The sequence below is a fragment of the Armatimonadota bacterium genome, from assembly GCA_031081675.1.
Taxonomy (GTDB): Bacteria; Sysuimicrobiota; Sysuimicrobiia; order Sysuimicrobiales; family Kaftiobacteriaceae; genus Calidihabitans; species Calidihabitans tengchongensis.
Map to the genome: position 1 here is coordinate 5001 of JAVHLZ010000008.1, position 25221 is coordinate 30221.

General features: G+C 72.6%; 19 protein-coding genes and 2 rRNA genes. 18 read left to right on the top strand and 3 right to left on the bottom strand.

Going from position 1 to position 25221, the window contains the following annotated elements:
* Window positions 1-48: 48 nt before the first annotated feature.
* Together RB150_04390 and rrf are read left to right on the top strand one after the other, a co-directional pair.
* Window positions 49-3803, top strand: a 23S ribosomal RNA gene (locus tag RB150_04390).
* 127 nt (window positions 3804-3930) lie between these two features.
* A 5S ribosomal RNA gene (gene rrf / locus RB150_04395) occupies window positions 3931-4047 on the top strand.
* Between the two features lie 61 nt (window positions 4048-4108).
* Here the strand turns inward: rrf and RB150_04400 are convergent.
* The 3 genes from RB150_04400 to RB150_04410 all read right to left on the bottom strand — a co-directional run bounded on the left by RB150_04400 (window position 4109) and on the right by RB150_04410 (window position 6363).
* A complete protein-coding gene (locus RB150_04400) occupies window positions 4109-4951 on the bottom strand; it encodes a methyltransferase domain-containing protein (protein ID MDQ7819775.1) in 843 nt (280 codons plus the stop codon).
* Window positions 4952-5032: 81 nt separating this feature from the next.
* Window positions 5033-5437: a single-stranded DNA-binding protein gene (gene ssb / locus RB150_04405; protein MDQ7819776.1), complete on the bottom strand. Its 405-nt coding sequence runs from the start codon at window positions 5435-5437 to the stop codon at window positions 5033-5035.
* Window positions 5438-5994: 557 nt separating this feature from the next.
* Window positions 5995-6363, bottom strand: coding sequence for a histidine kinase (locus RB150_04410; GenBank protein MDQ7819777.1), 369 nt, complete (start codon window positions 6361-6363; stop codon window positions 5995-5997).
* A gap of 236 nt (window positions 6364-6599) precedes the next feature.
* On the opposite strand from RB150_04410, the gene RB150_04415 reads away from it, so the two are divergent.
* From RB150_04415 to ftsA, 16 genes are all read left to right on the top strand, one after another.
* Entirely contained in the window at window positions 6600-7580 is a 981-nt protein-coding gene (locus tag RB150_04415; GenBank protein ID MDQ7819778.1) for an ornithine cyclodeaminase family protein, read from the top strand.
* A gap of 99 nt (window positions 7581-7679) precedes the next feature.
* Complete coding sequence (locus RB150_04420) at window positions 7680-8828, top strand: FAD/NAD(P)-binding oxidoreductase (GenBank protein ID MDQ7819779.1); 1149 nt, start codon at window positions 7680-7682, stop codon at window positions 8826-8828.
* Window positions 8829-9045: 217 nt separating this feature from the next.
* A complete protein-coding gene (gene mraZ, locus RB150_04425) occupies window positions 9046-9468 on the top strand; it encodes a division/cell wall cluster transcriptional repressor MraZ (protein ID MDQ7819780.1) in 423 nt (140 codons plus the stop codon).
* Window positions 9469-9499: 31 nt separating this feature from the next.
* On the top strand, window positions 9500-10471 hold the full coding sequence (gene rsmH, locus RB150_04430; GenBank protein ID MDQ7819781.1) for a 16S rRNA (cytosine(1402)-N(4))-methyltransferase RsmH: 972 nt from the start codon (window positions 9500-9502) through the stop codon (window positions 10469-10471).
* A gap of 289 nt (window positions 10472-10760) precedes the next feature.
* Entirely contained in the window at window positions 10761-11222 is a 462-nt protein-coding gene (locus tag RB150_04435) for a cell division protein FtsL (protein ID MDQ7819782.1), read from the top strand.
* Window positions 11223-11297: 75 nt separating this feature from the next.
* A complete protein-coding gene (locus tag RB150_04440) occupies window positions 11298-13025 on the top strand; it encodes a penicillin-binding protein 2 (protein ID MDQ7819783.1) in 1728 nt (575 codons plus the stop codon).
* Between the two features lie 45 nt (window positions 13026-13070).
* Window positions 13071-14558, top strand: a complete 1488-nt coding sequence (locus tag RB150_04445) for a UDP-N-acetylmuramoyl-L-alanyl-D-glutamate--2,6-diaminopimelate ligase (protein ID MDQ7819784.1) — start codon at window positions 13071-13073, stop codon at window positions 14556-14558.
* Window positions 14542-15966, top strand: coding sequence for a UDP-N-acetylmuramoyl-tripeptide--D-alanyl-D-alanine ligase (gene murF / locus RB150_04450; protein ID MDQ7819785.1), 1425 nt, complete (start codon window positions 14542-14544; stop codon window positions 15964-15966). Before RB150_04445 ends, murF begins: the two co-directional genes overlap by 17 nt.
* 3 nt (window positions 15967-15969) lie before the next feature.
* A complete protein-coding gene (gene mraY / locus RB150_04455) occupies window positions 15970-16923 on the top strand; it encodes a phospho-N-acetylmuramoyl-pentapeptide-transferase (protein MDQ7819786.1) in 954 nt (317 codons plus the stop codon).
* 24 nt (window positions 16924-16947) lie between these two features.
* Entirely contained in the window at window positions 16948-18417 is a 1470-nt protein-coding gene (murD, locus tag RB150_04460; GenBank protein ID MDQ7819787.1) for a UDP-N-acetylmuramoyl-L-alanine--D-glutamate ligase, read from the top strand.
* Window positions 18414-19568 (top strand): putative lipid II flippase FtsW, encoded by a 1155-nt coding sequence (gene ftsW, locus RB150_04465; GenBank protein ID MDQ7819788.1) that lies wholly within the window; start codon window positions 18414-18416, stop codon window positions 19566-19568. The genes murD and ftsW overlap by 4 nt, the downstream gene beginning before the upstream one ends.
* Window positions 19565-20650 carry an undecaprenyldiphospho-muramoylpentapeptide beta-N-acetylglucosaminyltransferase gene (gene murG / locus RB150_04470; protein MDQ7819789.1) on the top strand — a complete coding sequence of 362 codons (1086 nt, stop codon included), beginning with the start codon at window positions 19565-19567 and terminating at the stop codon, window positions 20648-20650. The genes ftsW and murG overlap by 4 nt, the downstream gene beginning before the upstream one ends.
* Window positions 20647-22083: a UDP-N-acetylmuramate--L-alanine ligase gene (murC, locus tag RB150_04475; GenBank protein MDQ7819790.1), complete on the top strand. Its 1437-nt coding sequence runs from the start codon at window positions 20647-20649 to the stop codon at window positions 22081-22083. Before murG ends, murC begins: the two co-directional genes overlap by 4 nt.
* Window positions 22080-23015: a UDP-N-acetylmuramate dehydrogenase gene (gene murB / locus RB150_04480; GenBank protein MDQ7819791.1), complete on the top strand. Its 936-nt coding sequence runs from the start codon at window positions 22080-22082 to the stop codon at window positions 23013-23015. The genes murC and murB overlap by 4 nt, the downstream gene beginning before the upstream one ends.
* A 125-nt stretch (window positions 23016-23140) precedes the next feature.
* Complete coding sequence (locus tag RB150_04485; protein MDQ7819792.1) at window positions 23141-23842, top strand: FtsQ-type POTRA domain-containing protein; 702 nt, start codon at window positions 23141-23143, stop codon at window positions 23840-23842.
* Window positions 23843-23961: 119 nt separating this feature from the next.
* Window positions 23962-25197, top strand: a complete 1236-nt coding sequence (gene ftsA, locus RB150_04490) for a cell division protein FtsA (protein MDQ7819793.1) — start codon at window positions 23962-23964, stop codon at window positions 25195-25197.
* The last annotated feature ends 24 nt before the right edge of the window (window positions 25198-25221 follow it).

The window sequence follows — 25221 nt, forward strand, 5'->3', positions numbered from 1 at the left end:
CAGGCACGAGGGGGCAGTGCAGGCTCTAGACAGCTACTCCTAAAGCGGGTTCCAAGCTAGTACGGGCGCACGGTGGATGCCTTGGCGCCAAGGGCCGATGAAGGACGCTGTCGGCGGCGAAAGGGCCGGGGAGGTGCCGAGCAACCGTCGATCCGGCCGTCTCCGAATGGGGAAACCCCCCGCGGGTCATACCGCGGGACCCACCGCTGAATCCATAGGCGGTGTGGAGGGCACCCCGGGAACTGAAACATCTTAGTACCGGGAGGAAGAGAAATCAACCGAGATTCCCCTAGTAGTGGCGAGCGAACGGGGAACAGCCCAAACCGCGCGGGCGCGGAAGCCCGCAGGCGTTGTCCGCGCGGGGTTGCAGGGCGCCATCGGGCCGGGCTGCGGACCGGCCGGGAAGTGAGCAATCCTCGCCGTAGCCGAACTGTCCTGGAACGGCAGGCGATACAGGGTGACAGCCCCGTAGGCGACACGGCGAGGACTTCCTGGGTGGCGTTCCTGAGTACCACGGGACACGAGGAATCCCGTGGGAAGCCGGGAGGACCACCTTCCAAGGCTAAACACCCTTGGCGACCGATAGTGCACGAGTACCGTGAGGGAAAGGTGAAAAGAACCCCGGGAGGGGAGTGAAATAGAACCTGAAACCGTGTGCCCACAATCAGTCGGAGGGCTATGCCGATCCTTCGGGATCGGAATGCCTGACGGCGTGCCTATTGAAGAATGAGCCGGTGAGTTGTCGCGTGTGGCGAGCCTAAGGCCGGCGACGGCCGGAGGCGGAGGGAAACCGAGTCTGAACAGGGCGCACCCCTGTTGGGGCCCCCGGTCCGCCGCGAGGCGGGCCGGGGTGGAGTCGCACGCGGCAGACCCGAAACCGGGTGAGCTACCCCTGGCCAGGGTGAAGCGGAGTTAACCCTCCGCGGAGGCCCGCACCCGTTGGTGTTGAAAAACCATGGGATGAGCTGGGGGTAGGGGTGATATGCCAACCGAACCCGGAGATAGCTGGTTCTCCCCGAAAGGCATTGAGGTGCCGCCTCGGCGCCGAGCCGCGCGGTGGTAGAGCTCTGGATGGGCTAGGGCGGGAGGACCCGTACCGAACCCAACCAAACTTCGAATGCCGCGCGGTGCTCGCCGGGAGTGAGTCCGTGAGGGATAAGCTTCATGGACGAGAGGGGAACAACCCAGACCGCCAGCTAAGGTCCCCAAATGGTGGCTAAGTGGGAAAGGAAGTGGCACCGCCCAGACAGCCAGGAGGTTGGCTTAGAAGCAGCCATCCTTTAAAGAGTGCGTAACAGCTCACTGGTCGAGTGGTGCTGCGCCGAAAATTCAACGGGGCTCAAGCCGCCTACCGAAGCTGCGGATCCGGTGCGGGTGTCGTCCCGCGCCGGGTGGTAGGGGAGCGTTCCGCGCCAGGGTGAAGGCAGACCGGAAGGACTGCTGGACGAGGCGGAAGTGCGACTGCCGGCATGAGTAGCGAAAAGACAGGTGAGAATCCTGTCCGCCGTAAGGCCAAGGATTCTTACGGAAGGTTCGTCCGCGTAAGGTTAGGCGGGACCTAAGGCGAGGCCGACAGGCGTAGCCGATGGACAGCCGGTCGACATTCCGGCCCCGCTCCGTACCCGTTATCGAGCCACGGGGGGACGCAGGAGGGTAGGCCTACCGGGTGCTGGTCGTCCCGGGTTAAGCGGGTAGGCGGGGGATCTAGGCAAATCCGGATCCCCGTTAACGCCGAGACGCGAACACGAGCCCGAGCGCATGCGAGGGCGAAGTGGCTGAGCCCACACTGACGAGAAAAGCCTCGTGGTGAGGGTGCGGGGCGCCCGTACCGGAAACCGACACAGGTGGCCAGGCACGCAACGTGCCAAGGCGCGCGAGAGAACTCTCGTCAAGGAACTCGGCAAAATGACCCCGTAACCTCGGGAGAAGGGGTGCCCTGGTAGGGTGACCGCGCGCAGCGGGAGCCCGAAGGGGTCGCAGAGAATAGGCTCAGCCGACTGTTTAACAAAAACACAGGTCTCTGCTAAGCCGCAAGGCGACGTATAGGGGCTGACGCCTGCCCAGTGCCGGAAGGTTAAAGGGAGGGGTTAGTCCGGGGGCGACCCCGGGCGACGCCCCAAACTGAAGCCCCGGTGAACGGCGGCCGTAACTATAACGGTAATCCCACGCTACCGGGATGGCCGTTGGAAAATCCGGCTATATGCTGGGACGGCTGTGGATGTCATGGTACCGAGGAGGTGACAACCCATGACTGCAGCCTATCAGCAGGAAAGGCTGTCTGCTACCGAAGCGCAGCGATGGTTCCTCGCCGGTTTCATCGAAGGCGAGGGCTCCGTCACGGTGTCCATCAAGGAGGATCCGACGGCGCAGTTCGGGTATTACGTGGATCCCGAGTTCCTTCTCTACCAGCATCGGGAGTACCCGCAGATGCTCGAGCTGGCGCGGCGGATCTTCGGCACGGGTCGCATCCGTCCCAAGCCCGGCAACGAGCGGGTATGGGAGTTTGCGATCACGAGCCGGCGGAGCCTGGCGGAAAAGGTGGTGCCCTTCCTGCGCAAGTACATGGTGTACTCTCCCCGGCGCGAGATCTACGAGCGATTCTGCGCTATCGTGGAGGCCATGGAACGCAAGGAGCACCGCACGCCGGACGGGTTGGCGCGTATCGTCGAGCAGGCGTACGCGTTGAACCCCGCTGCCAAGGGCACGGCCCGGAAGCGGGCCGTGTCGGCGGTAGTAGGCAGAATCCTCAGAGACTATACGCCGGACCCGCGATCAGGCGGGAAGAGATAGTCCGTCCTGCATGGCGACATGCAGATTAACACCGAGCCTAAGGTAGCGAAATTCCTTGTCGGGTAAGTTCCGACCTGCACGAATGGCGTAACGAGCTGAGCGCTGTCTCGACGAGAGACTCGGCGAAGTTGTGCGGCCTGTGAAGACACAGGCTACCCGCAGCTGGACGGAAAGACCCCGTGAAGCTTTACTGCAGCTTGTCATTGGATTTGGTCTTACCATGCAGAGGATAGGTGGGAGGCTGAGAAGCCGGGGCTCCGGCCTCGGTGGAGCCGCCCTTGGAATACCACCCTTGGCAAGGCTAAGTCCTAACCGGGGACCTCACCGGTTTCCGGGACAGTGGCAGGTGGGCAGTTTGACTGGGGCGGTCGCCTCCTAAACGGTAACGGAGGCGCCCAAAGGTCCCCTCAGCACGGTTGGAAACCGTGCGGCGAGTGTAAGGGCATAAGGGGGCTTGACTGTGAGGCCGACAAGCCGAGCAGGGACGAAAGTCGGGCCTAGTGATCCTACGGCGGCAAGTGGAAGCGCCGTGGCTTAACGGATAAAAGCTACTCCGGGGATAACAGGCTGATCTCCCCCAATAGTCCACATAGACGGGGAGGTTTGGCACCTCGATGTCGGCTCATCGCATCCTGGGGCTGCAGTAGGTCCCAAGGGTTGGGCTGTTCGCCCATTAAAGCGGTACGTGAGCTGGGTTCAGAACGTCGTGAGACAGTTCGGTCCCTATCCACTGCGGGCGCAGGTGGCTTGAGGGGAGCTGCTCCTAGTACGAGAGGACCGGAGTGGACGGACCTCTGGCGTACCGGTTGTCCTGCCAAGGGCACGCGCCGGGTACCTATGTCCGGACGGGATAAGCGCTGAAAGCATCTAAGCGCGAAGCCCACCCCAAGATGAGGCCACCCACCGGGTCAACCGGGTAAGCCCCCAGGAAGACGACCTGGTTGATAGGCCGGAGGTGTAAGCGCCGCAAGGCGTTGAGCTGACCGGTACTAATCGGGCGAGGGCTTGATCACCGCTTTAGGAGTAGCTGTGTGGAGCCTGCACGAGGCGATGTCGAAGGACCACGGTCACGGTCGATGGCCCAGACCCCGGTCGGGGTCGTGCCGGAGCCGTCCCTGACCTTCGACACCGAGACGTCTTCCCGGTGGCCATGCCGGAGGGGCCACACCCGTTCCCATTCCGAACACGGTCGTTAAGCCCTCCAGGGCCGATGGTACTGCACTGGCAACGGTGTGGGAGAGTAGGTCGCTGCCGGGAGTCATCGCGCGGGGACGCGGCGTCATGCCGCGTCCCCGCGTGTTTTTATGCGCGCGGGAGATCAGGGCCGCGGCGCGATCACCTGCAGCCAGTTGCGGGGGACCGCCGACAGGCCCAGCTCGTCAAACGCCTCGTCCACCCCCCGGCGCAGCGCTTCGGCGCCCGCTTCCAGGGGGACGCCCGGGAGGGCGCCCTGGATGAACAGGGAAAACGATCCGATGTCCTTCAGGCTCTGGCGGCTGAGGGGCTGCTGGTGGAGGGTGACCACCGGGTCGCCGAACCCCACGGCCCGCAGCAGGTCCCGGTACTGATCCACGGTAAGCCACTGCATGGCGGTGGCCTTGACGCCGCGGGTGACGGAATACCCCTGCTCGGCCAGCCAGCGCATCGCCCGCAGCACCCACAGGCGGTAAAAGCGCTGGGTGCCGTCGGGATAGGCGCCGTGGAAGAAGGTCGTGTTGAAGCTGAGCAGACCCCCCGATCGCAGGCAGCGGAAGATCTGGTCGAGCACCGCCGCCTTGTCGCCGATCAGGTGGATGGCGTTGGCGAACACCACCCGGTCCACCGGGGGCACCAGGGCCGCCAGGCGCTCCGCGGTGCCCTGGATGAAGCGGACGATCCGGGAGCGAATGCGCTCACGGGCCCGGGCCAGGGCAGACGGTGACGGGTCCACGGCGTAGACGCAGGCGCCGGGCGCGGACTCGTCCATCTCGCGCAGGATCAGTTCGGTGACCGCCCCCGGCCCGCAGGCCAGGTCCACCACCGCGCCGTCCCGGGGGATGCGGCTGTGGGCGACCAGCCAGGCGTTGACCTGTCGGAAAAAGGGGTGCCGGGCGAATCGCTCAAACGAAAAACGCTCGTCGTCCACCGCCGCCGGCCCGGCGGCCGACACGGGTTCCTCCACAGGTCCCCCCTCCCGGGCGCTGCTGCCCCCCATCGCGTGTAGCAGAGGCTTCGGCCGGCGCCGCCGGATTCCTGCCGGGCCTCACTCCTCCGCCGGAGAGGGCCGCGGCGGGGCGTCCAGGAACACCACCTGTTCGGCCACCACCTCCACGGCGGTGCGCCGGCCGCCCTCGGCGTCCATCTGCTCGACCCGCAGGTGTCCGGCGACCCCCACCAGGCGCCCCGCCCGCAGGTGGTCGGCCACCACCGAGGCCAGCCGCCGCCAGGCGATCACCGGGATGAAGTCGGCATCGCGGCGCCCGTCGCGCCCCACGGCCGTCCGGGGAACCGCCAGCACGAACCACGCCCGCTGGACCCCGGTCTCCGTCGTCCGGACATCGGGATCGCGGGCGAGCCGGCCCACCAGAGAGACCACGTTCAGTCCCCGCCCGCCCGCTCTCCGGGCCGGGCCGGAGGGGCTGCCTTCGCGCGCGCCGCCGTCTGCCATCGCTACGCTCCTTTCTGTCCCTCGGCTCCACCCTACCGGGTGGCGGCGCGGGGGGCCATGCCCCGGGCGGGCCATCCACCCCCGGCCCGGGCCGGCCGCCAGGGATGAGGGCGCGCGCGGCGAACACACCGGGGCGTCGGGGAGGCGCACGGGTGGGCGATCCGGCGGGCGGGTGTCTGCTCCTGCACGGGTTTTCGGGGTCTCCCCTGGAGATGACCCCGCTGGCCGAGGCGCTGGCCGGCGCCGGATGGGAGGTGTCGGTCGTCCGGCTGGCCGGCCATGGGACCTCGCCCGACGACCTGGCGCGGGTGAGCTGGGAGGACTGGGTCGCATCCGCCCGGCACGGCTACCGCCTCCTGCGGGCCTGCTGTCCCCGGGTGGGGCTGCCCGCAGGCGCTCCCGCAGGCCGGCCAGCCCCTCGGCACCCTCGGTGGCCACCTCGAATCCCACGCCGTCGTCTTCCATGATGCAGCGGAGACGGCCGTCCGCCGGCTCGACGGTGACCTGCACGTGCCGGACCCGGGCGTGGCGCGCGGCGGTGGTCAGACCCTCCTGGATCATCCGCAGCAGCGCGTGATCGGCAGCCGGCGAGATGCGGGGCAGCGACGGAGGGGGCGGACCACCAGCTCGAGCGGCCACCGGTCGGCGGTGCCGGCCACCAGGGTGCGCAGGGCGGCGGCCAGATCCACCGGCGCCGCCCGCAGCCGGCGGACCAGGTAGCGCATCTCGTCGGCCGCCCGGCGGGCGGTGTCGGTTTCGGCGGCGGCGATGCGCCCCGCCCGCTCGGGCGCCTCCCGGATCAGGCGGGACGCCGGGTCCAGGCGCTGGGCCAGGGTGACCAGCAGGTGCTGGACCTCGTCGTGGATCTCCCGCGCCAGCTCCCTCTGGAAACGGTCCCTCTCCGCGGCCCGTTCAGCGGCGACCACCGTCCGGACGGTCGACGCGACCAGAGGACGGTGCGGACCAGGAGGTCGGCCGTGGCGGGCACGGCGAACCAGGCCACCGCCAAGGGAGCCAGCGCCCACATGTGGGCCAGGATGACCAGGTTCAGCCGGCGCCGCATCGTCCGGAGAATCCCCCGGCGGCGGGGCGGTCTCCTGCCGGACGGTGACGGAGGCTCCCGCGCGCGGATGGCGAACACACCTTCCCGGGGATGGCGGCGATGCTATTGCTGCGGGAAAGCGACGTGCGCGCCCTGCTGCCCATGGCGGACGCCATCGACCTGATGGACCGGGCCCTGCGGGCGTTCTCCACCGGGCAGGTGGTGCAGCCGGTGCGTCTGGCGATGCTGATCGGACCCCACGGGGGCTACCTGGGGCTGATGCCGGCGCACCTGCGCGCGCCCGAGGAGGCCCTGGGCGCCAAGGCGGTCACCTTCTATCCGGGCAACGCGGCCCGGGGGCTGCCCACCCACCTGGCGGTGATTCTGCTGTGGGAGGGCGCCACCGGCCAGCCGCTGGCCCTCCTGGACGGCCGGCTGATCACGGAGGTGCGGACGGCCGCCACCTCCGCCGCGGCGGCCCGGGTTCTGGCGCGGCCGCAGGCCGCGGTCCTGGCGATCCTGGGGGCCGGGGTGCAGGCCCGCAGCCATCTGGAGGCGCTGCGCCTGGTCCGTCCCATCCGGGAGGTGCGGGTGTGGTCGCGCACCTCCGCGCGGGCGGCGGCCCTGGCGGAGGAGGCCCGGGAGAAGCTGGGCGTGGCCGCGCGGGCCTGCGCCACGGCCGAAGAGGCCGTGCGCGGGGCCGATCTGATCGTCACCGCCACCTCCTCGCCCACGCCCGTCCTGGCCGGCGCGTGGGTGGCTCCCGGGGCCCACATCACGTCCGTGGGCGCGGCGCGTCCCGACTGGCGGGAACTGGACACCGAGGCCGTCCGGCGGGCCCGGGTGTTCGTGGACTCGCGCGCAGGAGCCCTGGCGGAGTCGGGGGACCTGCTGATCCCGATGCGCGAAGGCGCGCTGTCGGCCGACCACATCGCGGGCGAGGTCGGGGAGGTCCTGGCGGGCCGCGTGCCCGGGCGGACCGCCGATGAGGAGATCACGCTGTTCAAGTCGCTGGGCATGGCGGTGGAGGATGTGGCCGCCGCGCACCTGGTGTACACCCGCGCCCGCCAGCGGGGCGTGGGAGAGGAGATCTCGCTGTAGGCGCCGCGAGCGGGCAACGTTGAAGGTTGAAGGTGACAGGTTGAAGGTCAAAAGGTGGGAGGCTGGCGAGGACCGCCAGAAGGCGAGGGGAGGGCGACGATGGGCAGGCGCATCGTGATTCTGGGCGGGGGATTTGGCGGCGTCACGGCCGCCCTCAGCCTCCGGGGGGCCCTGGGATCCGAGCACACCATCACCCTGGTGGACCGCCGTGGCGAGTTCATGATGGGCCTGCGCACGCTGTGGGTCCTGGTGGGCCGGGCCACCCGGCAGGAGGGGACACGACCGCTGACGGCCCTGTCGGCCCGCGGCGTGGACGTCCGCCGGACCACGGTGCGGGGCATCGACCTCCGCACCCGCACCGTCGCGACCGACGAGGCCCCGCTGCCCTTCGACTACCTGGTGGTGGCTCTGGGGGCGGACCCCCGGCCTGACCTGATCGCCGGCTGGAGCCCGGCCGCCTGCAACCTGTACGACGCCGAAGACGTGGAGCGGATCGTCCCGCGGATCCGGGGCCTGCGGGAGGGGCGCGTCCACGTGGCCGTGCTGGGCGTGCCCTACAAGTGCCCGCCGGCGCCCTACGAGGCCGCGCTGCTGCTGGACGACCTCTTCCGGCGGCGCGGGCTGCGGGACGGCGTGGAGATCCAGACGTCCACCGTGCAGCCCATGTCGCTGCCCGCGGCCGGGCCGGCGGCCTGCGCCCAGGTGGAGGGCCAGCTGTCGCGGCAGGGAATCGGATTTGCGCCCAACCGCCGCCCCGTGCGGCTGGAGGGAACGACCGTGGTGTACGACTCCGGGCGGGCGGAGGCGGATGTGCTTCTGGCGGTCCCACCGCACCGCCCTCCCGCGGTCGTCGCCGACAGCGGGCTGGCCCTGCGGGGGGAGTGGGTTCAGGTGGACCCGGGGACGCTGCGCACATCCGCGGACGGCGTCTTCGCCGTGGGGGACGTGGTGGACATTCCCCTGCCCACCGGTCTGTCTCTGCCCAAGGCGGGAGTCTTTGCCGAGGCGCAGGCCCGGGTGGTCGCCGGGCAGATCGTCGCCGAGATCACCGGCGCCCGGCCCCCGGCGCCCTTTGACGGGTATGGCTACTGTTTCATCGAGATGGGCGGAGAGCGGGCGGCGATGGTGCGGGGTACCTTCTATGCCTCGCCCGCCCCCCGGCTCGAGGTCGCCCCCCCTTCCGCGGAGGCCTACCGGCAGAAGGTGGAATTCGAACGCGAGCGCCTGGCGCGCTGGTTCGGCTCCTGACCTCCGCGCCCCGCGATCCGGGAAATCCTCACACCGTCTGGAGATTCCGCCCCGGCGGGTTTCCCTCCTACCCGTGGGGGTCTGTGCCTCTCTGCCTCACTGGATCTGGGGTCGTCCGCCCGCCCGGGGGAAATTTTCCCGCCCCGGAGGTCTGACAGAAGGAGATTGGGGGAACTAGTGGAATAGAGGGTCAGAAAGTGGTGAACGGTGGGAACCATTGTTCAGGGGGGAGCACCACTACTCGCTGGACGAGAAGGGGCGGATCGTCCTGCCCCCCAAGTTCCGTGCGGCCCTGGGCAACCGGGTGGTGGTGACCCGCGGGCTGGACGAATGCGTGGCCGTGTACTCCCCCCCGGAGTGGGCGCGCAACGAGCGAAAGCTGCGCGCCCTGTCGGTCAGCCGGCGTGACTTCGTGCGGTTCCTGCTGGCGAGCGCCGAGGACGTGGAGATCGACCGCCAGGGCCGCATGACGATCCCGCCGCACCTGCGGGCGTACGCCAAGATCGAGCGGGACGCGGTGGTGGTCGGGGTCGGCAGCCGGCTGGAGATCTGGAGCCTGCAGAACTGGGAGCGCTACATCGCCCGGGTGCAGGCGGAGGCGACGGCCATCGCCTCCGAACTGAAGGACCTGAGCCTGTAGGATCGGAGAACGGCCCCGCGCGGGGCAGGGCATGGACGAGCCCGCGCACGTTCCGGTCCTGCTGGAGGAGACGATCCGGTGGCTGCAGCCCCGCCCCGGGGGCGTCTACGTGGACGCCACGGTGGGCACCGGCGGCCACGCCGAGGCCATCCTGGAACGCATCGGCCCCGGCGGGCTGCTGGTGGGGATTGACCGGGACGGGGACGCCCTGGAGCTGGCCGCCCGCCGGCTGGCCCGGTTCGGGAGCGCGGTGGTGCTGGTGCAAGAGACCTATGCGGCCATCAAAGAGGTTCTGCGCGCCCAGGGGCTGGAGCGGGTGGATGGGGTGGTGTTCGACCTGGGCGTTTCCTGGCTGCAGCTGAGCCGGGCCGAGCGCGGGTTTTCGTTCGCGCTGCCGGGCCCCCTGGACATGCGCATGGACCGGCGGCAGCGCACTACGGCGGCGGATCTGGTCAACAGCCTGCCCGAACAGGCGCTGGCGGATCTGCTGTGGCGTTACGGCGAGGAGCGGTGGGCGCGGCGGATCGCCCGGGCCGTTGTGCGGGCGCGGCCCCTGCGGACCACCGACGAGCTGGCCCGGGTGGTCCGGCAGGCCATCCCGCGGAAGGCGTGGCCGCGGGCCATCGACCCGGCGACGCGGACGTTTCAGGCGCTGCGCATTGCGGTGAACGACGAGTTGACGCACCTGCAGAAAGCCATTCCCGATGCGGCGGAGGTACTCCGGGAGGCAGGGCGACTCTGCGCCATTACCTTCCACTCCCTGGAGGACCGAACCATCAAACACACCTTCCTGCGCCTCTCCCGTGGGTGCACCTGTCCTCCCGGGGCCTCCGCCTGCACCTGTGGGGGAAAGCGGTGGCTGCGCATTCTCACGCGCCGGCCGGTCACCCCCACCGCCGAGGAGATCGCCCGCAACCCCCGCGCCCGGAGCGCCAAGCTGCGGGTGGCGGAGAGGATCGCCGATGCAAACGCGATGACCGCTGGACGCGAGCGGGAGGGCTGAGAACAGGACGCGCATGCCGATCGGGAACTGACGACAGACGTGGGGCCGGGACGTCGGGGTCGGTCTTCGCACCTCCACACACACCCCGAAGATCCCCTCCGCAGCATCGAGAGCACCTCCGGCAACCGATGCCCGGCGCCCGGCCCCGCTGATGACGGTGAAGGTTGAAGGGGGGGGTGCCCCTTCGACCTTCACCCGTCACCGTTTCACTGTGTTGACGTTTCACCGGTCCGACGTGTTAACGGTGTTCAACGGCTCAACGCAGTCACGGGTGGCCTGTCGAGGACACATGCTGGCGTTGATCCCGCACTCCCGCCTGTACCCGGTGCTGCTGCCCCCGCGGCCGGCGGGCGAGGCCGTCGGGCCGGCCCGCCGGCGGCGGCGCTCCCTGGGGGCTGTGGTCGCCGCCGTGGCGCTGGTCATCGTGCCGGCGGTCGCCCTGGTCGCTCAGCGCACCCACGCGGCCCGCACCGGATACGCCATCCTCGCCCTGCGGGGCGAGGTCGAGGCGTTGCAGGCGGAGCACGCCCGCCTGCTCGCGGATGTGGCCGCGCTGCGCGCGCCGGACCGCATCGAGCGCATCGCCATCGTGCAGCTGGGCATGGTCCCCCCGCGCCCCCACCAGGTGGCGTCCCTGCCCGTGGTCCCGCCCGCCCGGTCGGTGGCCCGGTCCCCCGCGCCGTCCCCCCTGCAGCGGATCGCCGCGTGGCTGATCCGCCCCGAAGCGGCGGCCGCCGAACCGGCGCGCTGACCGGCGGTGCGATCCCGTCGGGTCCGATCCGCCCGCCGGCGCCGGCCCCCGGGGCGGCCTTCGGCGGCGTCGGCGATGCCCCAGCTGGTGGCCGACCACCGCCGCCTGGTCCGGCGGCGGCTGGCGGCCACGCTGTCCGGCCTGCTCCTGTTCCTGGCCGTGCTGGCGGGGCGGCTGGTTCAGTTGCAGGTCGTCCAGGGGAGCCGCCTGCAGGACCTGGCGGCCCGGCAGCAACTGGAGACGATCGTCCTCGGACCCCGCCGGGGCCGCATTCTGGACCGCCGCGGTCGTCCGCTCGCCGTGACCGTGGACGCGCCCTCCCTGTACGCCGTGCCCAGCGCCATCCCCGACCGGGCCGCCTTTGCCCGCCGCGTCGCGCCCCTGGTGGGCCAGCCGCCGGCGGAGATCGAGCGACGGCTGCGGGCCGGCCGGCATTTCGCCTGGCTGGCCCGCAAGGTGGATCCCGAGGTGGTGAGCCGGGTGCGGTCGGCCGTGGGCGCGGAGCAGGTCGGAATCCTCACCGAGCAGCGCCGGTCTTACCCCAACGGGCGGCTGGGGGCGCACGTGCTGGGGTTTGCGGGGATCGACAACCAGGGACTGGCCGGGGTGGAACTGTCGTACGACGCGATCCTGCGCGGGACGGCCGGCCGCGCGGTGGCGGCCCGGGACGGGCTGGGGCGCATCCTGGTGGAAACCCAGAGGGTTCAGGTCGCGCCCCGGGAGGGGCAGGAGGTGCTGCTCACCATCGATCAGGTCCTCCAGCACATCGCCGAGCGCGAGCTGGCCGCCGCCGTCCGGCGGTACGAGTCCCACGGCGGGTGGGTGGTGGTCCTGGACCCGCGCACCGGCGAGGTGCTGGCCCTCGCGTCATCGCCCGGATTCGACCCCAACGCCGGCGCCGACGCCGACCCGGATCGGTGGAGGAACCGGGCGATCTCCGATGCCCACGAGCCGGGGTCCACCTTCAAGATCTTCGTCATCGCCGCCGCCCTGGACGCCGGAGCGGTGACCCCCGGGCAGTCCTTCCTGTGCACCGGCCAGCTGGCGGCCCCGGGAGGGGTGATCCTGCGGGACGCCGGCGGGCAGCGGCACGGGTGGGTCAGCCCTGCCGACATCATCCGGTATTCGTGCAACATCGGCGCCGCCCAGGTGGGCACCCTCCTGGGCAGGGAGCGCCTGTACCACTATATACGCGCGTTCGGGTTCGGCCGACCCGTGGGCATCGACCTGCCGGGCGAGTCGGGTGGCATCGTCCCTCCACCCGAGCGGTGGCTGGGCCCGGGGCTGCAGACCATCTCCTTCGGCCAGGGCCTCTCGGTGACCGCGATGCAGCTGGCCGCCGCCGCGACGGCGCTGGCCAACGAGGGGGTCATGCTCAGGCCGTTCGTGGCGCGGGCCATCCGGGAGGTGGACGGTCGGCTGGTGCGGGTGGTCGGCCGGCACCCCGTGCGGCGCGTCGTCCGGCCGGAGGTGGCCGCCCAGGTGCTGCGGATGATGGTGGGCACCACCGAGTCCGGCACCGGCACCGAGGCCCGGATCCCCGGCTACCAGGTGGCCGGCAAGACGGCGACAGCCCAGAAGGCGGCCGCGGGGGGCGGGTACGATCCCGCGCGGGTCGTCGCCTCCTTCCTGGGCCTGGTGCCGGCATCCCGGCCGCGCCTGCTGATCCTGGTGGGCCTCGACGAACCGCGCCGGGCGTCGTCGGGGGGCGAGGCGGCGGCGCCGGTGTTCCGGGAGATCGCCTCCCAGGCGCTGTGGTACCTGCGGATCCCCCCCACCGAGCCGCCGCCTGACGGTCCCTGAGCGGCGGGGCGGGGGGACCGCTATAATGGCCTGGGGCTGCCGTCTGTGACCACCGCGCTGCGCCTCCTGCTCCAGCAGATCTCGCCGGTGACCGTCCGGGGCGCCGTGGACCGGCCGGTGGAGGCGGTGGTGTCCCACTCCGACGACGCCGTCCCCGGATCCCTCTTCGTGGCCGTGCGGGGCCGGATGCACGACGGTCATACGTTTGTCGGTCAGGCGGTGGCCCGCGGCGCGACGGTGGTGGTGGTGGAGCGCCCCGTGCCGGTTCCCGACCATGTCACCCAGGTGGTGGTCGAGGACAGCCGCCGGGCCCTGGCCGAGCTGAGCGCGGCCTGGTACGGCCACCCCTCGCGGGACCTGACCGTGGTGGGCATCACCGGGACCAACGGCAAAGGGACCACCGCCCACCTGCTGGAGGCCGCCCTGACCCGCGCCGGCTACCGGACAGCCGTCATCGGCACGCTGGGAGTCACGGTCGGGGCGGTGACCACGCCGCTGCAGCGCACCACCCCTGAGGCCCCGGAGCTGCAGGGCCTGCTGCGCCGGCTGGCCGACGGGGGCGTGCAGGTGGTCGCCATGGAGGTGGCCTCCCATGGTCTGGTCCTGCACCGGGTGACGGCCACGCGCTTTCGGGGAGCGGTGTTCACCAACCTCACTCAGGACCACCTGGACTTTCACGGCACCCTGGACGCCTACCGGGAGGCGAAGGCGCGCCTGTTCCGGATGGTCGAGCCCTCCGGGTTCGCCGTGGTCAACGCCGACGACCCCTCGGCCGAGGCGATGGCCCGCGCCAGCCGCGCGCCCGTGACCACCTACGGGGTGCGGGCGCCGGCTGATGTCCGGGCCACCGACGTGCAGGTGGGGCTGGACGGCGTGCGCTTTGTCGCCGTGACCGGCGACGGGCGCTGCCCGGTGCGGCTGCGGTTGCGGGGCCGGTTCAACGTCAGCAACGCCCTGGCCGCCCTGGCGGCGGCGCGGGCCCTGGGCGTGGCCCTGGAGGCGGCGGCCGCCGGCCTGGAAGACGTGGCGGGCGTGCCGGGGCGGTTTGAGGCGGTGGACGCCGGCCAGCCCTTTGCGGTGATCGTGGACTACGCCCACACCCCCGACGGGCTGCGGCGGGCGCTGGAGGCGGCGCGGGACCTGGCCTCCGGGCGGGTGGTGGTCGTCTTCGGGTGCGGGGGCGACCGGGATCGCACCAAGCGGCCGGTGATGGGCCGCATCGCGTGCGAGCTGGCCGACCGCGTGATCGTCACGTCCGACAATCCCCGCAGCGAGGACCCGATGGCCATCATCGAGGAGATTCTCGCCGGCACCCGGGGCGCGGCGGATCGGGTGGACGTGGAGCCCGACCGGCGGGCGGCCATCTACCGCGCGGTGGCCCTGGCCCGGCCGGGAGACGTGGTCCTGATCGCCGGCAAGGGGCATGAGCCCTATCAGGAGATCGCCGGCGTCCGGCATCCCTTCGACGACCGCCGGGTGGCCGCCGAGGCCCTGCGCGCCGCCGGCGCTGCTGTCCATGACGATGACCGGTGAGGAGATCCTGCGGGCCACCGGGGGCGTGGTCCTCTCGGGGACGCCGGCGGGATGCGTGGTCACCGGGGTGAGCACCGACAGCCGCACCCTGCGTCCGGGAGAGCTCTTTGTCCCGTTGCGGGGCCCGCGGGCCGACGGCCACGACTTCATCGCCGACGCCGTCCGGCGGGGTGCGGCCGCGGCGCTGTGCGCGCGCCCGGTGCCCGACATCCCTCCGGGAGTCCTGCTGGTGCGGGTGGACGACCCGCTGCAGGCGCTGGGACACCTGGCCCGCGCCTGGCGGCGGCGCCTGTCCGTGCAGGTGGTGGGCGTGACCGGCAGCGTGGGCAAGACCTCCACCACCCAGATGTGCGCGGCGGTGCTGGCGCGCCGCTACCGGGTGGCGGCCACGCGGGAGGAGTGGAACGCCGAGATCGGCGTGCCCCTCCTGCTCCTGGGCCTGCGGGCGCACCACCAGGTCGCCGTGGTGGAGATGGCGATGCGCGGACCGGGCCAGATTTCCGCCCTGGTGGAGATGGCCGCTCCCTCGGTGGGCGTGGTGACCGCCGTCGGGGAAGCGCACCTGGAGTTTCTGGGCAGCGTGGAGGCCATCGCCCGGGCCAAGGGTGAACTCGTTGCGGGCCTGCCGCCCGAGGGCGTGGCGGTGCTCAACCGCGACGACCCCCTGGCCTGGGGACTGCGCACTCTGTGCCGCGGGCGGGTGGTGGGGTACGGCCTGTCGGCCGGAGCGGAGGTCACCGCCTCCGACATCCGCCTGGATGACGGGGGCACCACCTTCCGCCTGCATGCCGCCGGGTGGACCCGACAGGTGCGTCTGTCAGCCTGGGGCCGCCACACCGTCAGCAACGCCCTGGCCGCCGCGGCCGTGGGCCTGGTGTGGGGGGTGAGTCCGGACGACATCGTCGCGGGCCTGGACGCCTGGCGGCCACCGCCCATGCGCCTGCAGCCGGTGCGGGCGGGCGATGTCCTGGTGATCAACGACGCGTACAACAGCAGTCCCCGGTCGGCGCGGGCAGCGCTGGAGGTGCTGGCGGAGGTGGGCCGCGGGAGGCGGCGGGTGGCGGTTCTGGGCGAGATGCGCGAACTGGGCCCGCGCTCGGCGGACCTGCACCGGGAGGTGGGCGCGCTGGCCGCCCGCCACGCGGACGTGGTGGTGGCGGTGGGCGGCGGCGCCGGCGCCCTGGCCGAGGGAGCGGTGCAGGCGGGCGGGCGGGCCGTCGAGTACGCCCCGACGGTGGAGGAGGCAGCGCGCCTGGCGCAGGCGCTCGTGCGGCCGGGCGATGTGATCCTGGTCAAAGGATCCCGCGCGCTGCGCATGGAGCGGGTAGTGGACGCGCTGGCCGCGCGGGGAGAACACCCGGGGTCGGGGGACTGCGGTCTCAGCCCCGGAACGGGCGCGGGAGGCTGAGCCGTGGACCGGCCGCTGCTCGCCGCCGCCGCTGCCGCCGCCCTGACCCTGATCCTGGGGCGGTGGGCGATCCCCCGCCTGGGCGCGCTCCAGGTGCGCCAGCGCATCCGGGAGGACGCGCCGGCCCGCCACCGGCAGAAGGCTGGCACCCCGACCATGGGAGGGCTGTTCGTGCTCGCCGCTGCCGGAGCGGTGGCCCTGGCGCTCGCGCCCCGCACCCCCCAGGTGGTCTGGATCCTGGGCCTGATGGCGGCGTTCGGAGCCGTGGGGGCCGCAGACGACGTGCTGGCCCTGCGCCGCGGGCGCAACCTGGGCCTGCGCGCGCGGGAGCGGCTGGCCCTGCAGGGGCTGGTGGCCGTCGCGGCGGCAGTGGCCCTGAGCCGGTGGGCGCTCGCGGGCGCCGCGGTGCAGATCCCCCGGGTGGGCGCCGTGGCCCTGGGACCGCTGTATGCAGCCTTCGTGGTGGTGTACCTGATGGGCGTGACCAACGCGGTCAACCTCTCCGACGGGCTGGACGGGCTGGCCGCAGGGCTGGTCGCGATGGCCGCGGGGGTATACGCTGTCCTGGCCGCGCGCGCCGGCCGGACCGACGTGGCGGTCGTGGCGGCGGCGGTGGCGGGCGCATCTGCTGCCTTCGTGTGGTTCAACGCCCACCCGGCGACAGTCTTCATGGGGGACGTCGGATCCAACGGGCTGGGAGGGGCCCTCGGCGGGATCGCCATCGCCGCCCGCGAGGAGATCCTGTTGCTGGTGGTGGGACTGGTGTTCGTCCTGGAGGCCGCCTCCGTCCTGGCCCAGGTGCTCTACTTCAAGGCCACCGGAGGCCGCCGGATCCTGCGCATGAGCCCCCTGCACCATCACTTCGAGCTGGTGGGGTGGAGCGAGACCCAGATCGTCACCCGCCTGTGGCTGGTGGGGCTGGCCGCCGCCCTGGCCGGGCTGGCGCTGGGCGCGTAGGGATCGGGCAGGGACGGCAGAACCATGGAGCACGCGAGGGTGGACGCGGTGATCCGCCGGCTGCGGGGACAGGCCATTCACGTGGTGGGGCCGGCCGGAACCGAGGGCGCCGCCGTGGTGGACTTCCTGGTCGGTCGGGGCATCACCACCCTGACCGTTCACGAACTCCGCCGTCCGGAGGAGTTTGAGGCGGAGTTCGCCCGCACCCACGCCTGGATGGAGCCGGAGCAGCGGGCGCGCGCCGCGCGGCGTCTGCAGGCATACCCCATCCAGTGGCGATGGGCGGACCGGTACTTGGAGGGGGTCGAGGACGCCGACGTGGTCTTCGTCCCCCAGTCCTGGTTCCGCCACCCGGCCAACGCCCCGCTGCACCGCCTGCGGGATCGGGGCGCCCTGCACTCCCTGACGCGCCTGGTCTTCGAGATCTGCCCCTGCCCCGTCATCGGCGTCACCGGAACCAACGGCAAGTACACCGTGGCCCACCTCGTCCACCAGATGCTCCTGGCCAGCGGCCTGCGGGCCCACGTCTCCGGCAACGACCGCACCCACGTGCCGGCGGTGTACTTCCTGGATGCGATCCGTCCCGAAGACTGGCTGGTGCTGGAACTGTCCAACCGGCAGCTGGTGGACCTGCCCTACAGTCCCCACATCGCCGTCCTGACCAACCTGGCGCCCCACCACCTGGACGACCACGGGTCGCTGGAGGCCTACCTGGAAGTCAAGCGCACCATCGTCCGCCACCAGGGTCCCGGCGACCTGGCGGTGCTGAACGCCGACAACCCGTATACCGCGGCCACCGCGGCGGCCTGCCCCCAGCCCTACCTGTTCAGCCGCATCCGGCGGCTCGGCGCCGGGGCGTGGGTGGACGGTGCCGACTTCGTCATCCGCCACGATCGCGCCGAGCAGAGGGTCCCCCGCCGCGCCCTGCGCCTGCCGGGCACCCACCAGGTGGAGAACGCGCTGGCGGCCTGCCTGGCGGCCTCCCTGGCCGGCGCGACGGCGGAGGCGATGGCCCGGGTCCTGGAGGAGTTCACGGGCCTGCCCTACCGCTTCCGCCTGGCCGGGGACGTGGACGGCGTGCGGTACTACGAGGACTCCCTGGCCACCAACCCGGCCGCCGCCGCGGCCGCCATCCGCAGCATGGACCGGCCGTTCGCGCTCATTGCCGGCGGGATCCGTCCCGGGGCCACCCCCGATCAGTTCGCGCCCATGGCGCAGGCGCTCCGGGACTCGCCGGTGAAGGTCGTCGTCCTGCTGGGCGCCGCCGCCCCGGTCCTGGCCCAGGCCCTGCGGGGGCTGCCGGTCCGCCTGGCCGCCACCCTGGAGGAGGCCGTGGAGGCCGCCGCCGCGGCGGTGGGGCCCGGGGAGGCGGTGGTGCTGTCCCCGGGGTGCGAGAGCTTTGACCAGTTCACCGACTACCGCGAGCGCGGCGACCGCTTCCTGGCCCTGGTCCGCCGGCGGGCCGGCGGCGGCCCATCCGGGGGACGACCGTGACGGGTCCTCCGCGGCGGGCTCCGGACCCGTGGGTGCTGGTTCCGGTGGTGATCCTGACCGGGGTGGGGGTGGTCATGGTGTACAGCGCCAGCGCCATCGTGGCCCACGAGTGGTACGGGGACAGCGCATTCTTCCTCAAGCGACAGGCCACCTGGGCGGTCCTGGGGCTGGTGGCCCTGGCTCTGGCCCAGCGCGTGCACTACCTCCGCCTGCGCCCCCTGGCCCCGGCGCTGCTGGCGATCGGCGCGGTCGCCCTGGTCCTGGTCCTCGTGCCGGGAATCGGCCGGACGGCCGGCGGGGCGCGGCGGTGGCTGCCGGTGGGCGGGCCCGTGTCGGTGCAGCCCTCGGAGGGGATGAAGCTGGCGCTGGTCCTGTTCCTGGCCGATGCGCTGGACCGCCGGGGTTCCCGGATCGGCGAGCTGCGGGCGATCGCGGGGCCCGTGGCCGTCACCGCCGCCGTGTTCGGCCTCATCCTCGCCCAGCCCGACATGGGCACGGCGCTGCTGACCGCGCTTGTGGCCGGAGGGATGCTGTTCGCGGCGGGGGCGCGACTGCGGCACCTGGTGGGGATGGGTCTGGCGGGGCTTCCCGTGGTGGCTGTCGCCGCCCTGGGGGAAGAGTACCGCCGCCAGAGGCTGCTGGCGTTCGTGAACCCGTGGGCCGATCCCCAGGGAGCCGGCTTTCACATCATCCAGTCGCTGCTGGCCCTGGGCTCGGGGGGCCTGCGGGGCGTCGGGTTGGGGCAGAGCCGCCAGAAGTTCTATTACCTGCCCGAGCGGCACACCGACTTCATCTTCAGCATCCTGGGCGAGGAGCTGGGGCTGGTGGGCGGGCTCAGCATCCTGGCCCTGTACGGCGTCCTGGCGGTGCGGGGAATGCGCATCGCCCGGACGGCGCCCGACCGGTTCGGCAGCCTCCTGGCGGCCGGTCTCACGGTGACCATCGTGGCGCAGGCTGTCATCAACATCGGGGTCACCACCGGCGTGCTGCCCATCACCGGGGTGCCGCTGCCGCTGGTCAGCTTCGGGGGATCCTCCCTGCTGTTCACCATGATCGCCGCCGGCATCCTGCTGAACATCTCCCAGCACGCCGGGAGCGACCCCTCCGTCCGGTCCAGTCCCGGCGCCCGGGTGGGGCGGTGGCCGACATGAGGGTGGTCATCGCGGGCGGCGGCACCGGGGGGCACGTCTATCCCGGCCTGGCCGTGGCCGAAGCGCTGGCGTCCCTGGCTCCGGAGGCGGAGATCGTCTTTGCCGGCGGGGACGGCCTGGAGCGCCGGGTGGTTCCTCGGGCCGGCTGGCCGTTCCGCCGCATCCTCTCCCGCCCGTGGACCCGCTCGGGCCTGAGGAGGATCCCCGGAGCGGCCCTCACCGCCGCCGGCCTGGCGCAGTCGGTGGTGTGGCTGAGCCGCTGGCGGCCCCGGGTGGTCCTGGCGACGGGCGGCTACGCGGCGCTCCCCGTCGGTCTGGCAGCCGTGCTGCTGGGCATTCCCCTGGTGGTGCAGGAGCAGAACGTCGTCCCCGGCGCCGCCAACCGCCTGCTCGCCCGCTGGGCGCGGGCGGTGAGCGTGCCGCACGGGGCGGCCGGCCTGGGTCCCCGCACGGTGGTCACCGGCGTGCCGGTGCGCTCGGCGGCCCTGGACGGAGACCGGGATCGCGGCCGCCGGCGCTTTCGCCTGGAGGAGGGGCGCACCACGGTGCTGATTCTGGGAGGCAGCCAGGGAGCCCGCAGCCTGAACGCCGCGGCCGTCCGGATGGCCCCCGCGCTTGCCGGCAGCCCCGTGCAGATCCTCCACCAGACGGGCGAAGCCCACTACGCCTGGGTGCAGCGCGAGCGGGATGGGCTGGAGGCCTCGCCGCCGTACACGTGCGTCCCCTACATCGAGCACGTCGCGGACAGCTACGCCTGCGCCGACCTGGTGGTCTGCCGCGCCGGGGCGGGAACCCTGGCCGAGGCGACCGCCCACGGGCTGCCGGTGGTGGCGGTGCCGTATCCGCACGCTGCCTCCGCCCACCAGGAGGCCAACGCCCGCGTTCTGGAGGAGGCCGGGGCGGCCGTGGTGATCGCCGACCGGGACCTGTCGCCCCGGCGCCTGGCCGACACCGTGGCGGATCTGTGCGCCCGTCCCCAGGTCCTCCAGGCGATGGCGCGCGCCAGCCGGTCGCTGGGCCGACCGGATGCCGCCCGGGAGGTGGCAGGCCTGGTCCTGCAGGCCGCCGGAGGACGGCCATGATCCCGCCGGCCTCCCGCGTGCACTTCGTGGGCATCGGGGGGGCGGGCATGAGCGCCCTCGCCCGCGTCCTGCTGGAGCGCGGCTACCGGGTCAGCGGATGCGACCTGCGCGCGTCGGAGACCACCCGGCGCCTGGCCGCGGCCGGGATCGCGGTGAGCCTCGGCCACGACCCGTCCCACCTGGACGCGGCGGACACGGTGGTGGCCTCGCGGGCGGTGCCCGAGCAGTCGCCGGAGATCGTGGCGGCCCGGTCCCGCGGAATGCCCGTCTACCACCGGGCGCAGCTGCTGGCCCAGGTCCTGGCCGAGGGATGCGGGATCGCGGTGGTGGGGACCCACGGCAAGACCACCACCGCGGCCATGATCACCCACGTCCTCGCTGCCGGCGGGCGGGACCCCACGGCCCTGATCGGGGCCGACGTGGACGGCCTGGACGGCAACGTGCGCCTGGGCCGCGGCCCGTGGGTGGTGGCCGAGGTGGACGAGTCCGACGGCTCGCTGCTGTACGTCCGCCCCCACGCCGCCGTCGTCACCAGCCTGGACACCACCGACCACCGCGACTACTACCGCACGGCGGAGCGCCTGGTGGAGACCTTCGCGCGGTTCGTCGCCCAGCTGCCGGACGACGGCTTCGCGGTCCTGTGCACCGACTTCCCCTACGTCCGCGACCTGCGCCCGCGGGTGCGGGCTCGCGTCCTGACCTGCGGCCTGTCCGGACGCCCGGACCTGCGGGCCGAGATCCAGGCGCTGGCGGGGGGGCGCACCCGGTGCGTGTTCATCCGGGAGGGGCGCCGCCTGGGGCCGGTGACGCTGGCGGTGCCCGGCCGGTACAACGTCCGCAACGCCCTGGCCGCCGCCGCCGTGGGCCTGGCCGCGGGGGTGGAGTTTGACCGCATCGCCCAGGCCCTGCAGGCGTTCGGGGGGGTGAGCCGGAGGTTTGCGGTACGCGGCGACGTGGGCGGGGTGATGGTGGTGGATGACTATGCCCACAATCCCGTGAAGGTGGCGGCGGTCCTGCGGGCTGCCCGGGAGTCCTGGCCGGATCGGCGGGTGATCGCCGTCTTCCAGCCCCACCGCTACACCCGCACCCGCACCACATACCGCCGGTTCGCCACCGCCTTCGCGGACGCCGATGAGCTGATCATCACCGAACTGTATCCCGCCGACGAGCCTCCCATTCCCGGCGTGAGCGCCTCCCTGATCGTCAACGCCATCCGCCCGCACCGGCCGGTGACCTTCCTGCCCGATCCCGCGGGTGTGGTGGAGCACCTGCTGGAGGTGGTGCGGCCGGGCGACCTGGTCCTCACCCTGGGGGCGGGCGACATCGGACGGGTCGCCGACGCCCTGGTGGCCGCCCTGCGCGCCGGCCGGGCCTCCGCCGGCGGCGCCTCCTCCGGGCGCGGGGGCCCCGGCGGCCGGGAGGGAGAGCGGTGAGCGCCCTGCCGTCGCGGGTCGAGGTGGCCCGCCGCCTGCGGGCGCTGTGCCGGGACGTGCGGGAGAACGAGCCCCTGGCCCGCCACGTCTCCTTCCGGATCGGCGGGCCGGCGGACGTCCTGGCGGTACCGCGGTCGGTGCGGGAGCTGCGGGCGGTGGTCCGCTGGCTGTTCGACGCGGGGCTGCCGTTTGTCGTGCTGGGCCAGGGCTCCAACGTGCTGATCGCCGACGCCGGCATCCGCGCGGTGGTCCTCAAGATCGGGAAGGGACTGGACGGCGTCGCCTTCGACGGCGGTCGGGTGACGGCCCAGGCGGGCGCCGGCCTGCCGTTTCTCGCCCGCGCCGCCGCGGCCCGGGGACTGGCGGGCCTGGAGTTCGCCGCGGGCATTCCGGCCTCGGTCGGCGGGGCGGTGGTGATGAACGCCGGAGCCCACGGCCACGCCATGGCCGAGGTGGTGCGCTCGGTGCGGGTCCTGCAGCCCGACGGCGAGCGGGTGCTGGCGGCGGCTGAGCTGGCGTACGGCTACCGCACCAGCGCCCTGCAGCGCCAGGTGGGGGTGGTGGTGGAGGCCACGCTGCAGCTCCGCCAGGGCGATCCCGCCGCCGTCCGCGAGCTCACCGACCGCTGGCTGGCCCAGCGGGCGGCCACCCAGCCCCTGGGTCCGCCCAGCTCGGGCTGCGTCTTCCGCAACCCCCCCGGGGACCACGCTGGCCGCCTGATCGACCTCGCGGGGGGGAAGGGGCTGCAGGTGGGGGGCGCCCGGGTGTCCGAGGTCCACGCCAACTACATCCTCAACACCGGGGCGGCCACCGCGGCGGACGTCCTGGCCCTGATGCGACAGGTATCTGGGCTGGTTATGGAGAAATTCGGGGTAAGGTTGGAGCCGGAAATCAAGCTTGTGGGGGAGTTCGATCCGGATCAGCTGACCTGACATCCTGACGCCAGTCGCACCCGTCGCCGACGCACTCGCCGCACCTGCCGATGAGCCGTCTTCCCGCTCCCTTGCCCGTCGCGCCCGGGGCCGATCCCCCGGCTCTGGGATCCCTGGACCTGTTGATGCGATTTGGCGCGGCCCTGGCCGCGTTTGCCGCCTTCGCGTCGGTTGGCACGTCTTCCCTGCTGGTGGTCACCCGGATCCAGGTGGAAGGCACCCGAGTCCTGTCTCCGGCGACGGTGGAGGCGGCGGCGGGCGTGCGCGTGGGTCAGCGGCTGGCCGAGGTCGATCCGGTACGGGTTACTGCCCGCCTGCGGCTGCTGCCGCGGATCGCCCGGGCGTCGGTGGAGGTGGCGCCCACCGGGCGCGTGGTCCTGCGGGTGGTGGAGCGCACTCCCCGGGCCGCCGTCCCCTACCGGGAGGGATACCTGCTGGTGGACCAGGAGGCCGTGGTCGTGGAGCACGCGTCCGATCCCGGCGTGCTGCCGGTGGTGACCGTGGACGGGGCACCTCCGCCATGGGCGCGAGGCGGGGACCGGATTCCGCTGCCGGGCGTGGCGGCGGCGGTGCGGGTCGTCGGCCTCCTGCCCGCATCCGAGACGGAGCGCGGGGTGCGGGTGCGGCTCACCGCCAGCGGGGACGTGGTGGTGATCACCGCCGACGGCCTCACCGTGCTGCTGGGTCCCGGCGCCGCCGCGGACCAGCGGGCGGCCATCCTCCCGGCAGCGCTGGAGGCCGCCCGCCGGAGGGGAAGGTCCGGGACGGTGGTGGACCTGCGGTTTGCCGGCAGCGTCTACCTGCGTGCGGGAGGAGTCCCGCCGTGAACGTGGAATGCCCACACAAGATGTAGGGAAAGCATGCGGCGAGGACCACCAGATCTAGCGATGGCCGCCGGCCCGCGGACACCCAGCGGGGAGGCCTAGGCGCCGTCCGGGGTGCGACGATGTCGCGCAAGCAGCACGTGGTCGGTCTGGACATCGGCACCACCAAAGTGTGCGCGGTGGTGGGCGAGGTGGACGACGACGGCGAGGTACACATCGCCGGAGTGGGCAGCACCCCGTCGTCGGGCATCCGCAAGGGGGTGGTCATCGACCTGGACGCCACCACCCGGGCCATCGAGGAGGCGGTGGAGCGCGCCGAGCGCATGGCCGGGATCACCATCTCCTCCCTGTACGTGGGCGTCTCCGGCGAGCACATCACTTCCACCAACTCCCGCGGCGTGGTCGCCGTGAGCCGCGGCGACCACGAGATCTCCTCGGCCGACGTGGAGCGGGTGATCGAGGCGGCGCGCATGGCCGCCCTCCCGGCCTCGGACAGGGAGATCGTGCACATGCTGCCCCGGGGCTTCGTGGTGGATGGCCACGACGGGGTTCGCAACCCGGTGGGCATGTACGGATCGCGCCTGGAGGTCGAAGCGCACATTGTCACCGGCACCTCCACGGTCCTGGCGAACCTCCTCAAGTGCGTCCAGCGGGCCGGGCTGGAGCTGGAGGAGATCGTCCTGGAGCCCCTGGCCTCGGCGGAGGCCGTGCTGACCCCCGCCGAGCGGGAGCTGGGCGTGGTCCTGGCCGATATCGGCGGCGGCACCACCAGCATCGGCGTGTTCGTCGGCGGCGGCCTGTGCCATACGGCCATCCTCCCGGTGGGAGGGCACCACATCACCAGCGACGTGGCCGTCGGGCTGCGCACGCCGGTGGCCGAAGCCGAGAAACTGAAGATCCGCCACGGGGCGGCGTCCGCCGCCGACGCCCGGGAAGGGGAACTGATCGAGGTGTTCAACGTGGGCGACCGGGAGCCGCGGGTGCTGCCCCGGCGGGTGCTGTGCGAGATCATCGAGCCGCGGTTGCAGGAGATCTGCGGCCTGCTGCGCCTCCAGATCCGCCGCAGCGGCTACGCCCACCTGGTGCCGGCGGGGATCGTCCTGACCGGGGGCACGGCGCTGCTGCGGGGGATCACCCGCTACGTGAGCGAGCACCTGGAACTGCCCGCCCGGGTGGGGGTGCCGGACCAGGTGGGGGGGCTGACCGACGCGGTGGCCAGTCCCATCTACGCCACCGGGGTCGGGCTGGTGCTGTACGGGGTGCGCCACGGCGGGTCTCGCCCCTCCCGGGGCGGCAACGGCACCGGCCTGTGGAGCCGGGTGCGGTCCTGGTGGCGCGAGGTGGTGCACGGAGGATAGGCGGGCCGGCCCGGAGCCGGCTGT